This is a genomic window from Nocardioides sp., from assembly GCF_050699375.1.
Taxonomy (GTDB): domain Bacteria; phylum Actinomycetota; class Actinomycetes; order Propionibacteriales; family Nocardioidaceae; genus Nocardioides.
This window is the reverse complement of record NZ_JBOHDN010000159.1, coordinates 21,847-36,079: the sequence shown is the minus strand read 5'-3', so window position 1 is coordinate 36,079 and position 14,233 is coordinate 21,847. Positions and strand designations below refer to the sequence as shown.

At 67.9% G+C, this 14,233-nt stretch carries 15 protein-coding genes; 13 read left to right on the top strand and 2 right to left on the bottom strand.

The annotated features are described in order from the left end of the window. Positions 1-181 precede the first annotated feature (181 nt). On the top strand, positions 182-1,078 hold the full coding sequence (gene pdxS, locus ACRDPS_RS11950; protein ID WP_431501858.1) for a pyridoxal 5'-phosphate synthase lyase subunit PdxS: 897 nt from the start codon (positions 182-184) through the stop codon (positions 1,076-1,078). Beyond that, positions 1,075-1,647, top strand: coding sequence for a pyridoxal 5'-phosphate synthase glutaminase subunit PdxT (gene pdxT, locus ACRDPS_RS11945; RefSeq protein WP_431501857.1), 573 nt, complete (start codon positions 1,075-1,077; stop codon positions 1,645-1,647). The genes pdxS and pdxT overlap by 4 nt, the downstream gene beginning before the upstream one ends. A 48-nt stretch (positions 1,648-1,695) precedes the next feature. Here pdxT and ACRDPS_RS11940 read toward each other — a convergent pair whose 3' ends face one another. After that, positions 1,696-2,229: a hypothetical protein gene (locus ACRDPS_RS11940; protein WP_431501856.1), complete on the bottom strand. Its 534-nt coding sequence runs from the start codon at positions 2,227-2,229 to the stop codon at positions 1,696-1,698. A 246-nt stretch (positions 2,230-2,475) separates the two neighbouring features. Here ACRDPS_RS11940 and ACRDPS_RS11935 point away from each other — a divergent pair, with 246 nt between their 5' ends. The 11 genes from ACRDPS_RS11935 to ACRDPS_RS11885 all read left to right on the top strand — a co-directional run bounded on the left by ACRDPS_RS11935 (position 2,476) and on the right by ACRDPS_RS11885 (position 12,653). Further along, a complete protein-coding gene (locus ACRDPS_RS11935) occupies positions 2,476-3,243 on the top strand; it encodes a YebC/PmpR family DNA-binding transcriptional regulator (protein ID WP_431501855.1) in 768 nt (255 codons plus the stop codon). Between the two features lie 212 nt (positions 3,244-3,455). Then, complete coding sequence (ruvC, locus tag ACRDPS_RS11930) at positions 3,456-3,995, top strand: crossover junction endodeoxyribonuclease RuvC (RefSeq protein ID WP_431501854.1); 540 nt, start codon at positions 3,456-3,458, stop codon at positions 3,993-3,995. Next, the gene (gene ruvA / locus ACRDPS_RS11925) at positions 3,992-4,591 is read left to right on the top strand and encodes a Holliday junction branch migration protein RuvA (RefSeq protein WP_431501853.1); all 600 of its coding nucleotides are present in this window, start codon (positions 3,992-3,994) and stop codon (positions 4,589-4,591) included. Before ruvC ends, ruvA begins: the two co-directional genes overlap by 4 nt. A gap of 6 nt (positions 4,592-4,597) precedes the next feature. Next, a complete protein-coding gene (gene ruvB / locus ACRDPS_RS11920; protein WP_431501852.1) occupies positions 4,598-5,680 on the top strand; it encodes a Holliday junction branch migration DNA helicase RuvB in 1,083 nt (360 codons plus the stop codon). 87 nt (positions 5,681-5,767) lie between these two features. Beyond that, positions 5,768-6,148, top strand: coding sequence for a preprotein translocase subunit YajC (gene yajC, locus ACRDPS_RS11915; RefSeq protein ID WP_431501851.1), 381 nt, complete (start codon positions 5,768-5,770; stop codon positions 6,146-6,148). 7 nt (positions 6,149-6,155) lie between these two features. Beyond that, the gene (gene secD, locus ACRDPS_RS11910) at positions 6,156-7,844 is read left to right on the top strand and encodes a protein translocase subunit SecD (RefSeq protein ID WP_431501850.1); all 1,689 of its coding nucleotides are present in this window, start codon (positions 6,156-6,158) and stop codon (positions 7,842-7,844) included. Further along, positions 7,844-9,082, top strand: a complete 1,239-nt coding sequence (secF, locus tag ACRDPS_RS11905; RefSeq protein ID WP_431501849.1) for a protein translocase subunit SecF — start codon at positions 7,844-7,846, stop codon at positions 9,080-9,082. The genes secD and secF overlap by 1 nt, the downstream gene beginning before the upstream one ends. A 62-nt stretch (positions 9,083-9,144) precedes the next feature. Continuing rightward, entirely contained in the window at positions 9,145-9,675 is a 531-nt protein-coding gene (locus ACRDPS_RS11900) for an adenine phosphoribosyltransferase (RefSeq protein WP_431501848.1), read from the top strand. A 240-nt stretch (positions 9,676-9,915) separates the two neighbouring features. Continuing rightward, on the top strand, positions 9,916-12,231 hold the full coding sequence (locus tag ACRDPS_RS11895) for a RelA/SpoT family protein (RefSeq protein WP_431501847.1): 2,316 nt from the start codon (positions 9,916-9,918) through the stop codon (positions 12,229-12,231). Next, on the top strand, positions 12,228-12,446 hold the full coding sequence (locus ACRDPS_RS11890; RefSeq protein WP_431501846.1) for a hypothetical protein: 219 nt from the start codon (positions 12,228-12,230) through the stop codon (positions 12,444-12,446). The genes ACRDPS_RS11895 and ACRDPS_RS11890 overlap by 4 nt, the downstream gene beginning before the upstream one ends. 48 nt (positions 12,447-12,494) lie before the next feature. Further along, positions 12,495-12,653 (top strand): hypothetical protein, encoded by a 159-nt coding sequence (locus ACRDPS_RS11885; protein WP_431501845.1) that lies wholly within the window; start codon positions 12,495-12,497, stop codon positions 12,651-12,653. 216 nt (positions 12,654-12,869) lie between these two features. Here the strand turns inward: ACRDPS_RS11885 and ACRDPS_RS11880 are convergent, their stop codons facing one another. Beyond that, entirely contained in the window at positions 12,870-14,108 is a 1,239-nt protein-coding gene (locus ACRDPS_RS11880; RefSeq protein WP_431501844.1) for a DUF349 domain-containing protein, read from the bottom strand. Between the last annotated feature and the right edge of the window lie 125 nt (positions 14,109-14,233).

The window sequence follows — 14,233 nt, the reverse complement described above, 5'->3', positions numbered from 1 at the left end:
CTGCTCCACGGACCTGGGACAGACGCGCCGACTCGACCCTGAATCTTGGGACAGACGCGCCGACTCGACGCGAGATTCTGGGGCAGACGCGCCGACTCGGCAGCAGTCCACTTCGGGAACAGTGGCCTGACCAGGGGTTTCCGATGAAGGCGTACGTCTGCTTCCGGCCTACGATCGGGACATGGCTACAAGCACGAATGAGACGGGTACCTCGCGGGTCAAGCGGGGAATGGCGGAGATGCTCAAGGGCGGCGTGATCATGGACGTGGTCACCGCCGAGCAGGCGAAGATCGCCGAGGACGCCGGGGCGGTGGCGGTGATGGCGCTCGAGCGCGTCCCCGCAGACATCCGCGCCCAGGGCGGCGTGAGCCGCATGTCCGACCCCGACATGATCGACGGCATCATCGAGGCCGTGAGCATCCCGGTGATGGCCAAGGCACGGATCGGCCACTTCGCCGAGGCCCAGGTGCTGCAGAGCCTCGGGGTCGACTACATCGACGAGTCCGAGGTGCTGACCCCGGCCGACTACGAGAACCACATCGACAAGTGGGCCTACACCGTCCCGTTCGTGTGCGGTGCGACCAACCTCGGTGAGGCCCTGCGCCGCATCACCGAGGGCGCGGCGATGATCCGCTCCAAGGGCGAGGCCGGCACCGGCGACGTCTCCAACGCGGTCACCCACATGCGTACGATCCGGCGCGAGATCCGCCGCCTGTCCGCACTCGCCGAGGACGAGCTCTACGTGGCGGCCAAGGAGCTCCAGGCTCCCTACGAGCTGGTCAAGGAGGTCGCCGCCAACGGCAAGCTCCCGGTCGTCCTCTTCACCGCCGGCGGCATCGCGACCCCGGCCGACGCCGCGATGATGATGCAGCTCGGCGCCGAGGGCGTCTTCGTCGGCTCCGGCATCTTCAAGTCCGGCAACCCCGCCCAGCGCGCCGAGGCGATCGTCAAGGCGACCACCTTCCACGACGACCCCGATGTTGTCGCCAAGGTCTCCCGCGGCCTCGGCGAGGCGATGGTCGGGATCAACGTCGACGAGCCGGCCAGGTCGATCCAGTTCGCGGAGCGCGGCTGGTGACCACCGTCGGCGTACTCGCCCTCCAGGGCGACGTCCGCGAGCATCTCGCCGCGCTCGACCGGCTGGGGGTGAAGGGGATGTCCGTACGCCGCCGGGAGGAGCTCGACGCGTGCGACGCCCTCGTCATCCCCGGTGGGGAGTCGACGACGATGTGGCGTTTGGCGCGTACGTTCGGCCTGCTCGACCCGCTCCGGGACCGGGCCCGCGGCGGGATGCCGGCGCTCGGCACCTGTGCCGGGATGGTGCTCCTGGCCGACCGTCTCATCGACGGGGCGGAAGGCCAGGAGACCATCGGCGGGCTCGACATCACGGTCCGCCGCAATGCCTTCGGGCGTCAGACGGAATCGTTCGAGACCGACCTGGACTTCGCCGGGCTGGAGAACACCGTCCACGGCGTCTTCATCCGGGCGCCCTGGGTCGAGCAGATCGGCGCGGGCGTCGAGGTGCTGGCGAGCGTGGGGGAGCACCCCGTCGCCGTACGCCAGAACCAGCTCATGGCCACGAGCTTCCACCCCGAGGTCAACGCCGACGACCGCCTGCATCGGCTGTTCCTGGACACCTGCTGCTGACGGTGACGTACGGCGCGGCATCAACGCCGAAAGCCTGTATTGCCGAGATCACCCTGAGGAGTAGCCGCCGCCGTATCGCATATTGCGCTCACGGGCTTCCCGCTGCTGCCGGGCCTCTTCGGTCCACGGCGCGAGCATGCGAACTCGACTCGTGTTCGGGCCCCTGATCGCGGCCATGAGCTGCGCCGCTTCCGCCTGATGAGCCTCGGTCACGGTGGCCATCAGCTCGTGGCAGATCCGGACGGCCGACATGCCAGCTCCGACCTCTAGGTCGTGTTCGGTCTCAGCGGCGATCCAGCTGAGCTCCGCAAGGACCGTTCGCTGCGTCTCAACCCATCTGCGCAGTTCCTCGTGGGTTGCTTCAGCGTAGAAGGTGGACCGCTGGTCGGTATCGACGTAGGGATGAGGACCGCTGTAGCGGTTCAGGATTGTCCGATCTGCGTCCAGGTCCTCGAAGAGCCAGAGGTCGAAGTAGAGGTTCGGTGCCTCCTGCGGCAGGTCCCCGCGACGCCGGTACGTGTCCAGGCGGATCTCGAAGCGATAGGGCCAGACAGGCTCATGCCGGGATTCATCTACGCGCATGGATCCCCTCTCTGGTGCCTCGTGTGATCTGGTGCGCACCATACTGATGGCGACCTCGTTCCGTCCCGAGGTCATGCCGATGACAGGCTGCACAAGCACGTCCTGGAGACCTGCTGCTGACGGTGGCGTACGCCGCGTAGTTAGAATGATGCACCTGCTGCCCTGTGACCCGATCTGATCAAGACAACGGAGCCGGTGGCGGCTCGACAAGCACAGCGACGACGCGGGGCAAAGGACGGTTTCAAGATGAGCGGCCACTCCAAGTGGGCAACGACGAAGCACAAGAAGGCGGCGATCGACGCCAAGCGCGGCAAGCTCTTCGCCAAGCTCATCAAGACGATCGAGATCGCGGCCAAGACCGGCGGTCCTGACCCGACCGGCAACCCGACCCTCTTCGACGCCATCCAGAAGGCCAAGAAGCAGTCGGTCCCCAACGACAACATCGACCGCGCGGTCAAGCGTGGCGGCGGGCTCGACGGCGGCGGCGTCAGCTACGACACGATCATGTACGAGGTCTACGGCCCCCAGGGCGTCGCGCTCCTCATCGAGTGTCTGACCGACAACCGCAACCGGGCGGCCATGGAGGTGCGCACTGCGGTCACCCGCAACGGCGGCACCATGGCCGACCCGGGCTCGGTCTCGCGGCTCTTCGACCGCAAGGGCGTCGTCGTGGTGGCGAAGGCGCAGGAGGCCAAGGAGGTCACCGAGGACGACCTGCTCGAGGCCAGCCTCGACGCCGGCGCCGAGGACGTCAACGACCTCGGTGAGTCCTTCGAGATCGTCTCCGACCCCTCCGACGTCGTCGCGGTGCGTACCGCCCTTCAGGACGCCGGAATCGACTACGACTCCGCCGAGGTCCAGTTCGTCGCGAGCATGGACATCCCCGTCTCCGACGCCGCTGCCGCCGAGAAGGTCTTCAGGCTCATCGACGCCGTCGACGACCTCGACGACGTCCAGAACGTCTTCTCCAACGCCGACGTCCCCGACGAGGTCATGGAGACCGTCGACGCCTGACCCGCGTCGAGGCGTCACCTCTGCAGGCCGAAAGGTCACCTCTGCAGGCCGAGAGGTCGCTTGTGCAGGTCGACAGGTCACGAGGTGACTTCTCGGTCTGCACAATTGACTTCTCGGTCTGCGGGAGTGACTTCTCGGCGACGGGCGTGTCTGGGGTCCAAGGCGTGTTCCCTAGTCTGTACGCTACGAACAGACGTTCGATGGAGGTGCTGATGCGGGTGCTTGGGATCGACCCCGGCCTGACCCGGTGCGGCATGGGTGTGGTCGACGGGTCGCTCGGTCGGCCGCTGTCGATGGTGGATGTCGGCGTGATTCGTACGTCCTCCGATCTCCCCGTCTGGGAGCGGCTGGTGAGCATCGAGAAGGGCATCGACGCCTGGATCGAGGAGCACCGGCCCGACGCGGTCGCGATCGAGCGGATCTTCGCCCGCTCGAACGTGTCCACGATCATGGGTACGGCCCAGGCCAGCGGGCTGGCGATGGTCTGCGCCGCCCGGCGTGGCCTCCCGGTAGCGCTGCACACGCCGTCCGAGGTGAAGGCCGCGGTCTCCGGCAACGGCCGTGCCGACAAGGCCCAGGTGACCGCGATGGTGACCCGCATCCTGCGGCTGCCGGCGCCACCCAAGCCCGCGGACGCCGCCGACGCGCTCGCGCTGGCCATCACCCATCAGTGGCGCGGTGGCGTCCAGAACCGAATCGAGGCCGCGGCCGCCGCGGCCAGGAACCGCTCAACAGGAAGAGTCAGCAGATGATCGCGTCCGTGCGCGGCAGGGTCGCCGCCGTCAGCCTCTCCACCGTCGTCGTCGAGGTCGGTGGCATCGGTGTCGAGCTGCTCTGCACCCCCAACACGCTGGCCACGCTGCGCACCGGCGAGGAGGCACACCTTCCGACGAGCCTGGTCGTGCGCGAGGACTCGCTGACCCTCTTCGGTTTCACCGACACCGACGAGCGCACCCTCTTCGAGCTCCTCCAGACCGCCTCCGGCGTCGGCCCCAAGCTCGCCCAGGCGATGCTCGCGGTCCTCTCGCCCGACGGCATCCGACTCGCCATCTCCGCAGAGGACGCCAAGACCCTCACCAAGGTCCCCGGCATCGGCCAGAAGGGCGCACAACGGGTGATCCTGGAGCTCAAGGACAGGATCGGTACGCCCACGGGCACCGCCTCCGCGCCCGCGGCCTCCACCACCTCGGCGCCTTGGCGCGACCAGGTCTCCGAGGCCCTCCTCGGCCTGGGCTACAACGCGAGGGACGCCGACAAGGCGGTCACCACGATCGAGCCCGAGGCCGGCGACCAGGCGAACATCTCTCAGCTGCTGCGCGCCGCCCTCCGCACCCTTTCGAAGGCATAAGGCCCCATGCACGAGGACCACCTGAGCGCCAACGAGGACGAGTACTTCTCCTCACTGACCATCGCCGAGGCCGACGGCGACGACCGTGCCGTCGAGGCGGCGCTGCGCCCCAAGACGCTCGACGAGCTGATCGGCCAGCAACGCGTACGCGAGCAGCTCAGCCTCGTCCTGGAGGCGGCCCGTCGACGAGAGCGGGCCCCCGATCACGTGCTTCTCTCCGGGCCGCCGGGACTCGGCAAGACCACGCTCGCGATGATCATCGCCGCCGAGATGTCGGCACCGCTGAGGATCACCTCAGGTCCCGCGATCACCCATGCCGGTGACCTGGCCGCGATCCTGAGCGGGCTCAACGACGGCGACGTGCTCTTCGTCGACGAGATCCACCGGATGAGCCGTCCCGCCGAGGAGATGCTCTATCTGGCGATGGAGGACTTCCGGGTCGACGTGGTCATCGGCAAGGGCCCAGGCGCCACCGCGATCCCGATCGACCTGCCGCCGTTCACGCTGGTCGGTGCGACGACGCGCGCCGGCCTCCTCCCGGGTCCGCTCCGAGACAGGTTCGGCTTCACCGGCCACCTCGAGCTCTACGACCCGGCAGACCTCGAGCTGATCGTGCGCCGCTCCGCGGGCCTGCTCGAGGTCACCCTCAAGGACGACGGCGCCGCCGAGATCGCGGGCCGCTCACGAGGCACGCCGCGGATCGCGAACCGGCTGCTGCGCCGCGTACGCGACTATGCCCAGGTCAAGGCCGACGGCACGGTCAACCAGGAGATCGCCGAGAAGGCACTGGACCTCTACGAGGTCGACCCGCTCGGCCTGGATCGCCTCGACCTGGCGGTTCTGGACGCGCTGTGCCGCAGGTTCGGCGGTGGCCCGGTCGGCATCTCGACCCTCGCCGTCGCGGTGGCCGAGGAGCGCGAGACCGTCGAGGAGGTCGCCGAGCCGTTCCTGGTCCGCTCCGGCTTCCTGGCCCGTACGCCGCGGGGCCGCGTCGCCACCCCGGCGGCCTGGGCTCACCTGGGACTGCCGGTGCCCGCCAACACCGAGGCCGCGGCCTGGTCGGTGGACACGCTCTGGGATGAGCCCTGAGTCACAGTCTCAACCAGGTGCCTGGTTAGACTTGCACGTCGCCGTGCGACTGCCGGTGACCCCTGAGACTGTCGGAGCCGAACCCCCGTGGAATTCCTGCCATTTATCGTCATCATCGTCCTGTTCTATTTCCTGCTGATCAGGCCTCAGCAGAAGCGTGCGAAGCAGGCTCGTGAGCTGCAGCTCAACCTCGCGCCAGGGGACAAGGTGATGCTGACCGCCGGCCTGTTCGGCACCGTGACCGAGGTCGAGGAGTCCACGACGAACATCAAGGTCGAGGTCGCCGACGGCGTCGTCGTCCAGGTGGTTCGCCAGGCGGTGGCCCAGAAGGTCACCGAGGCCCCCGCCGACGAGATCGACGAGGACACCGACGCGGACAACGACGAGGACAACGAGCTCGAGGCCAAGGCCGACGAGACCCCCGCGGATGGCGAGAACGTCATCGTGGACCTCGACAAGAAGGACTGACCAACTGATGGCACGCAAGACAGCGCGCCCCGGCCGGACACTGGCACTGCTCTTCCTGGCGATCGCGATCATGTTCGGTGGCATCGCGTTCGCCGGCACCTGGAAGCCCGAGCTCGGTCTCGACCTGCGCGGCGGCACCGAGATCTCGATGACCGCGAAGAACTCCGAGGGCGGTTCGGTCCCGAAGGAGAGCCTCGAAGAGGCCAAGGCGATCATCGACCAGCGTGTCAACGGCAGCGGCATCACCGGCGGACGGGTGACCACCGAAGGCAACGACGTCATCAAGGTCTCGATCCCAGGCACCGGCAAGGTGCAGCGGGAGACGGCGGAGCGTGTTCGCCAGACCGCGAAGCTCCGCTTCCGGCTGGTCGCCTGCAGCCCGCAGAAGACCTGTGGCAGCGGCGCGGCCGGCTCCGACCCGGGATCCATGCTCCAGGACCCCTCGTCCGGCAACGCGCCCGGCACCTCCCAGCGCGCGCCGTTCGGCGGCGAGACCGTAGAGCCCGCCGCGGACGAGTCCGCCGGCGGCGACGCGTCGGCCAGCCCTAGCGCCTCGCCGAGCGCCAAGCCCGAGGAGAAGAGCGACAACGCGATCGTGCCGGTCGACGATGCCGTCAAGTTCATGCGCAGCCCCCCGGCCGAGTGGGCGACGCGTTACAACAGCTTCACCTGCCCGGCGCCGGGTTCCGACCCGGTCGAGGACGTCCCCGGCCAGCCCCTGCTGACCTGCGACGACGATGGAGCGCCCTACCTGCTGACCCCTGCGGTCATCGAGGGCACCGAGATCAAGGAAGCCTCCTCCGGCATCCCGCAGCAGCAGGCCAACTACGTGGTGACCCTGGACTTCAAGTCCGAAGGCAACAAGATCTTCGCCGACACCACCGGTGCGATCGCCGGCAGTGGCGAACAGTTCGCGATCGTTCTCGACGGGAAGGTCATCTCAGCCCCGACCGCCGACTCGCGAATCAGCGGCGGCGCCCAGATCAGTGGTGACTTCACCCAGAAGACCGCCGCCGCTCTGGCCAACAACCTGAAGTACGGCTCGCTGCCGCTGGACTTCCCCGAGGACGGCATCCAGACCAAGGTCATCGGCCCGAGCCTCGCCGGCAACCAGCTCTCCGCCGGACTCTGGGCCGGCTTGATCGGCCTGATCCTCGTGGTGATCTTCTCGGTTCTCTACTACCGCGCGATGAGCGTCGTGGTGATCGGGTCGCTGGCCGTGGCGGGTGCCGCGACGTACGGCATGATCCTGCTGCTCAGCGAGACCGCCGGTGTCACCCTGGACCTTCCGGGAGTGGCCGGTCTGATCGTCGGCATCGGCATCACCGCCGACTCGTTCATCATCCTCTACGAGAGGATGCGTGACGACATGCGTGAGGGCCGCTCGATGCGGGTCTCCGTCGACACCGCCTGGGTCCGGGCCCGCAACACCTGCCTGGCCTCGGATGCGGTCTCGTTCCTGGCCGCTTTCGTGCTCTACGTCTTCGCGACCAACGAGGTCAAGGGCTTCGCGTTCATGCTCGGTCTGACCACGATCATCGACGTGCTGGTGTTCTTCTGGTTCACCCACCCGATGACCAAGCTCATGGCCGGCTGGGGCTTCTTCAACAAGGGCCACGTGCTCTCCGGCATGGACCAGCGCGCTATCGGCACCGTCGCCCCCAAGGGCACCACTCTGGTCGGAGGCAAGGCCTGATGAGCAAGATGTCCATCGCCCGGCTCGGCAAGGAGCTCTACACCGGCGAGAAGTCCTTCGACTTCGTCGGCCGCCGGATGGTCTGGTACGCCGCCTCCGCGGTCGTGCTCGTCGCGGTCATCCTCGGCGTCTCGATCCAGGGCATCAACCTCGGTATCGACTTCACCGGCGGAACGCGCTACACCGTCACCGTCGCCCAGGCTGACCAGAAGCTGGCCGACGACCTGCGTACGGCGGTGGGCGAGACCGCGGTCGAGGCCGCGGACGGCGCTACGGTGCGTACGGCCGGCGGCAGCTCGATCGTCATCGAGACCAAGGCGATCCCCAACGGCTCCGAGGCCGACTCGGACCTCCTGGGCGCGATCACCGAGACCGCCGACGTTGCCCGAGATGACGTCAGTCGCACCGGCATCGGGCCGAGCTGGGGTGAGCGGGTGGCCTCCAAGGCCGGCCTGGCCCTCGGCATCTTCCTCGTCGGTGTGGTCCTGTTCATCTGGATCTACTTCAGGGAGTGGAAGATGTCGGTCGCGGCCGTCGTCGCGCTGCTCCACGACGTGGTCATCACGGTCGGCGTCTATGCGATCGTCGGGTTCGAGGTGACCCCGGCAACGGTCACCGGCTTCCTGACGATCCTCGGCTATTCGCTGTACGACACCGTGGTGGTCTTCGACAAGGTCAAGGAGAACACCCGCAACCTGGCAGGGAAGAAGCAGACCTACGCCTCCGCGGCCAACCTGGCGATCAACCAGACCCTGGTCCGTTCGATCAACACCTCGATCATCGGCCTGCTGCCGGTCGTCGCGATCCTCTACGTGAGCACGGTCCAGCTCGGCACGTCCGCGCTGAAGGACATCTCGCTGGTCCTCTTCGTCGGTATGGCCGTCGGCACCTACTCCTCGATCTTCATCGCCACCCCGCTGCTGGTGCACCTGAAGTCGCGCGAGAAGGATGTCCTCGACGCCGAGAAGCGCGCCGCGGCACGGATGAAGGAAGCCGACAAGTACGCCGCGGTGCCGGTCTTCGACGAGGGCATGGCAGCCTCCGACGAGGAGCCGGACGAGCTCCGTGAGGCCGGATCCGACGACCTCCACGAGGCCGGCGTCAGCCGGGGTACGAGCTCCAACAGTTCTGCGATGGGCCGGGGACGCAACACCCCTGCCCAGCAGCGCGAGGTCTCCGACAGCGGGGCCGCCGGACGCCCGCAGCCGAAGCGCCAGTCGAGGTCGAAGCGCAAGTGACATTGCCTGGCACGGAGAACCACGCCGGTGACCGGTCGCGCGAGGGAGTAACCAAGCGAAGCTTGGAGGAGACCCTCGAGCGGCTGGTGACCGACGTGCCCGACTTCCCCGAGCCGGGGATCGGGTTCAAGGACATCACCCCGCTTCTGGCCGACCCCGCGGGCTTCGCCCAGGTGGTGGACGCGCTCGCCGCTCCCGGCCGTGACACCGATGGCTCCGTCGCCGTGACGAAGGTGCTCGGGATGGAGTCGCGAGGCTTCATCCTGGGTGCCCCGGCTGCTCTGCATCTCGAGGTCGGCTTCGTGCCCGTACGCAAGGCGGGCAAGCTTCCGCGCGAGACCCACGCGGTCTCCTACTCGCTGGAGTACGGCGAGGCGACGCTGGAGATCCACACCGACGCGATCGCGCCGGGGGAGCGGGTGCTGGTCGTCGACGACGTGCTCGCCACCGGCGGCACCGCCGCGGCCACCATCGAGCTCGTCGAACGCTGCGGCGGAGTCGTCGTGGGTGTCTCGGTGCTGCTCGAGCTCGGTTTCCTCGACCCGCGCAGCAAGCTGCCGGGCACACCGGTGCACACGCTGCTGACCAGCTAGAGGTTTGTCCCGGACTGTCCACGCCACAGGTGTCGGCCCAGGCCATGTCCGGCAATGCGGAAGGCGCCGGCTGCGCGCCGCCCAGCACACGCCCTGGCGGCGTTGGCACCGCTCGAGATACACCCGGTATGCCGTCGCGGCGCCGCCTTGCCAGTCCGTACGCTGGACAGCGCTCGCTCGGCGCCGCATTGCCGGACATGGCCTAGCCAACGCTCCGGGTCGGGCCGGTAGACTCTGGATATGGCAGAGGATCGCATCGTCGCTCAGCCTCGTGCGCACAATATCGAGGCGCGGGAGAGCAGTGGCCCGGCCCCGTCGGGCCGCAGCGTACGTGCGCGCCTCGCCCGGATCGGTGGCCGCGGCACCCCGGGCAACCCTGTGCTCGAGCCGCTGTTCCGTGCGGTGCGGTCCAACCACCCCAAGGCCGACCTGACGCTCCTGGAGCGGGCCTACGTCACCGCGGAGCGCCTCCACGGCACCCAGATGCGCAAGAGCGGTGACCCCTACATCACCCACCCGCTCGCGGTGACCACGATCCTCGCCGAGCTCGGCATGACCGAGCCGACCCTGGTCGCGGCTCTTCTCCACGACACCGTCGAGGACACGCCCTACACGCTCAAGGAGCTCACCCGCGACTTCGGCGAGGAGGTCGCCCACCTCGTCGACGGCGTCACCAAGCTCGACAAGGTCATCTACGGAGACTCCGCACAGGCCGAGACGATCCGCAAGATGGTCGTGGCGATGTCGCGCGACATCCGGGTGCTCGTGATCAAGCTCGCCGACCGCCTGCACAACATGCGTACGCTTCGCTACGTCCCGCAGAAGTCCCAGGAGCGCAGCGCCCGCGAGACCCTCGACATCTATGCGCCGCTGGCCCACCGGCTGGGCATGAACACGATCAAGTTCGAGCTCGAGGACCTCGCCTTCGCGACCCTCTACCCGAAGATGTACGACGAGCTGGTCCGTCTCGTCGCCGACCGCAACCCGTCGCGGGAGAAGTTCCTCGCCCAGGTCATCGACCAGGTCGAGCGTGACCTGCACGAGGCACGGATCAAGGCGACGGTCACCGGTCGACCGAAGCACTACTACTCGATCTACCAGAAGATGATCGTCGGCGGGAAGGACTTCTCCGACATCAACGACCTGGTCGGTATCCGGATCCTGGTCGAGGACGAGCGCGACTGCTACTCGGTCCTCGGCATCCTGCACTCGCGGTGGAACCCCGTCCTGGGGCGCTTCAAGGACTACATCGCGATGCCGAAGTTCAACATGTACCAGTCGCTGCACACCACCGTCATCGGCCCGCAGGGCAAGCCGGTCGAGCTGCAGATCCGCACCTTCGCGATGCACCGGCGCGCGGAGTTCGGTGTGGCCGCGCACTGGAAGTACAAGGAGGACGGCCGCGGAGGTGTCGACACCGACCGGCCGATGGACAACGACATGAGCTGGGTCAAGCAGCTCATGGACTGGCAGTCCGAGATCAACGACCCCGGCGAGTTCCTGGAGTCCCTGCGCTTCGAGATGAAGCGCACCGAGGTCTACGTCTTCACGCCCAAGGGCGATGTGATCGCGCTGCCCGCCGACGCGACACCGGTCGACTTCGCGTACGCCGTGCACACCGAGGTCGGCAACAAGACCATCGGTGCCCGGGTCAACGGGCGCCTGGTCCCGCTGGAGTCGACGCTGGAGAGCGGCGACGTGGTCGAGGTCTTCACCTCGAAGTCACCCAGCGCGGGCCCGTCGAGGGACTGGGGCTCGTTCGTCAAGTCCAACCGGGCCAAGGCCAAGATCCGGCAGTGGCACACGCGCGAGCGCCGAGACGAGGCCATCGAGAAGGGCCAGGACCAGATCGCCCGGCTCATGCGCAAGGAGGGCCTGCCCCTCAAGCGGCTGATGTCTCGCGAGTCGCTCATGCAGGCCGCCGACCACTTCGACGTCCTCGACGTCGAGGCGCTCTATGCCGCCGTCGGCGAGAGCCATCTCTCCGCCCAAGCGGTCGTACGCCGCGTCATCGAGGACCACGGCGGCGACGACGGTGCCGCCGAGGATCTCGCCGAGGCGATCAACGTCGGTCGCAAACGCCACGGCAAGGTCTCGGCCGCGGGTTCCGACGCCGGCGTCCTGGTCAAGGGCTCTCCCGATGTGTGGGTCAAGCTCGCCAAGTGCTGCACCCCGGTGCCCGGCGACGACATCCTCGGCTTCGTCACCAAGGGCGGGGGAGTCTCGGTCCACCGCACCGACTGCACCAACGCCTCCGAGCTCCGCGCCCATCCCGAGCGCCTGCTCGAGGTCGAGTGGGGCTCCACCTCCAACTCCGTCTTCCTGGTCAACATCCAGGTCGAGGCACTGGACCGGGCACGCCTGCTCTCCGACATCACCATGGCGCTCTCCGATGCCCATGTGAACATCCTGAGCGCCCAGCTCACCACCACTCGCGACCGCGTCGCGAAGTCCCGCTTCTCCTTCGAGATGGCAGACTCCAAGCACCTCGACACCGTCTTGAAGCAGGTACGCACCGTCCCCGGCGTCTTCGACGCCTACCGCGTCACCCAGTGAGAGAGCAGACCATGGACCCGTTCACCTGGTTTCTGATCGTCCTAGGTGTCGTGATCGTCGGCGCCATCGTGTGGCAGATGACGAGAAGATCACGAGGCGGCGTCGACGACCGTGTCGTGAGCAGCAACAAGGGTCAGGCCCTGGGCAAGGCCGAATACCACGGCCGCCAGCCCCATGGCTCCTCCGACGGCGGGCCTCTCGGCGGCGGCTTCTGAGCACCCGGCCAGCCGACGCTCCGCAGCACCCGACATAAGGAGCTCGACATGTTCACCTGGATCCTCATCATCGGCGGCGTACTCCTCCTCGCCGGCCTCGCCTGGACCACCATCGGTATGGCCCCCAAGGGTGTCGACCCCGAGGACGTACGCAACATCAAGCGCAACAACGCCGCCAAGGGCGACTACTACGGCGGCGGCCTGTAGCGACCCGGCGCAACTGTCCCAAAATCAGAGGCCGAGTCGGCGCGTCTGTCCCAAAATCAGAGGCCGAGTCGGCGCTGATGTCTCAACGGCGCGGGACATTAGCGCCGACTCGACCTGTTCTGCTGGGACAGACGCGCCGACTCGGCACCCAAGCGTGGGACATCAGCGCCGACTCGACGCCAAAAACTGGGACAGATGCGCCGGCTCGACGGGAGGTCAGCTGAAGTCGTCGGATGCCCGCTTGGCCATGTCCAGGAACTGGCGGCGGGAGTCGAGGTTCTCCTCCAACGACTTGATCTTGCGGTCGTCGCCGGCGGAGCGGGCCTTGTCGAGGTCTTTCTCGACCTGGGCGATGGCGTCCTCGAGCTTGGAGATCATGTCGTCGGCACGGGCGGACTTCTCCGGGTCGGACTTGCGCCACTGGTCGTCCTCGGCGGACTTGATGGCCTGCTCGACCTTGCGCATGGCGCCCTCGAGCTCCTTGATCCGGTCGCGGGGGACCTTGCCGGCCTCGTCCCAGCGGTCGGCGAGGCTGCGGAAGGAGCGCTTGACGCCGTCCAGATCGTCGCCCTTCTCCAGGAGCGGGAGAAGCTCCTGCGCCTCGACGAGCAGCCCCTCCTTGACCACGGCGTTCTCAGCGAACTCCGCGTCCATCGCGGCGTTGGCGGCGTCACGGGCGCCGAAGAAGACGTCCTGTGCCGCGCGGAACTGCTTCCAGAACTTGTCGTCGACGTCCTTGGGCGCCGGACCCGCGGCCTTCCAGTCGCGCATCAGGTCGCGGTAGCGCCCGGCGGTGGGGCCCCAGTCGGTGGAGGTGGAGAGCTGCTCGGCCTCCTCGATGATCCGTTCCTTGATCACCTTGGCGTCCTCGCGCCGGGCGTTGAGCTCGGCGAAGTGGGCCTTGCGCCGACGGGTGTAGGCGGTGCGGGCGGTGGAGAAGCGGCGCCACAGCGCGTCGTCGGACCCGCGGTCGATGCGGGGGAGCGCCTTCCACTGGTCGAGCAGCTCACGCAGCCGGTTCGCACCGTTGCGCCAGTCGTTGCTCTGGGCCAGCTTCTCGGCCTCCTCCACGAGGGCCTCCTTGGCGACCTTCGCCTCTGCCGCCTTGGCCGCCCGCTCGGCCTTGCGGGCTTCCCGCTGGGTGGCGATGACCGGCGCGAGCGCGTCCAGGCGCGCCACCAGCGACGCGAGGTCGCCGACCGCGTTGGCCCCGGACACCTTCTCGACGACGGTCTTGACGGCCACGGTCGCCTCGTCCGGCGATGTCTTGCCGCCGTGCACGCGCCGCTCGAGCTGCTCGACCTCGAAGGCGAGCTGGTCGAAGCGGTTGGTGAAGAAGGCGAGAGCCTCCTCCGGCGTTCCTTCGGGGTATTGCCCCACGGAACGCTCACCGTCTGCGGTCTTCACGTAGACCGTTCCGTCTTCCTCGACCCGACCCCACTGCTCGCTGGTCACAATGTCCCTACTCTTCGCTTGAGGCGCTAGCCTCTTATGAAATCTCCCCCGCCGGACACCGTGGTCAATCACGGTCCCGGTCGGCTCAAACTGCAGGTCCCATGGTGTCCCGGCACACCTCGGGG

Excerpts from the sequence above, each read along its gene's own strand:
- pdxS (WP_431501858.1), top strand. The coding sequence starts at position 182 with ATGGCTACAAGCACGAATGAGACGGGTACCTCGCGGGTCAAGCGGGGA.
- ACRDPS_RS11940 (WP_431501856.1), bottom strand. The coding sequence starts at position 2,229 with ATGCGCGTAGATGAATCCCGGCATGAGCCTGTCTGGCCCTATCGCTTC.
- ACRDPS_RS11935 (WP_431501855.1), top strand. The coding sequence starts at position 2,476 with ATGAGCGGCCACTCCAAGTGGGCAACGACGAAGCACAAGAAGGCGGCG.
- ruvC (WP_431501854.1), top strand. The coding sequence starts at position 3,456 with ATGCGGGTGCTTGGGATCGACCCCGGCCTGACCCGGTGCGGCATGGGT.
- ruvA (WP_431501853.1), top strand. The coding sequence starts at position 3,992 with ATGATCGCGTCCGTGCGCGGCAGGGTCGCCGCCGTCAGCCTCTCCACC.
- ruvB (WP_431501852.1), top strand. The coding sequence starts at position 4,598 with ATGCACGAGGACCACCTGAGCGCCAACGAGGACGAGTACTTCTCCTCA.
- secD (WP_431501850.1), top strand. The coding sequence starts at position 6,156 with ATGGCACGCAAGACAGCGCGCCCCGGCCGGACACTGGCACTGCTCTTC.
- secF (WP_431501849.1), top strand. The coding sequence starts at position 7,844 with ATGAGCAAGATGTCCATCGCCCGGCTCGGCAAGGAGCTCTACACCGGC.
- ACRDPS_RS11895 (WP_431501847.1), top strand. The coding sequence starts at position 9,916 with ATGGCAGAGGATCGCATCGTCGCTCAGCCTCGTGCGCACAATATCGAG.
- ACRDPS_RS11885 (WP_431501845.1), top strand. The coding sequence starts at position 12,495 with ATGTTCACCTGGATCCTCATCATCGGCGGCGTACTCCTCCTCGCCGGC.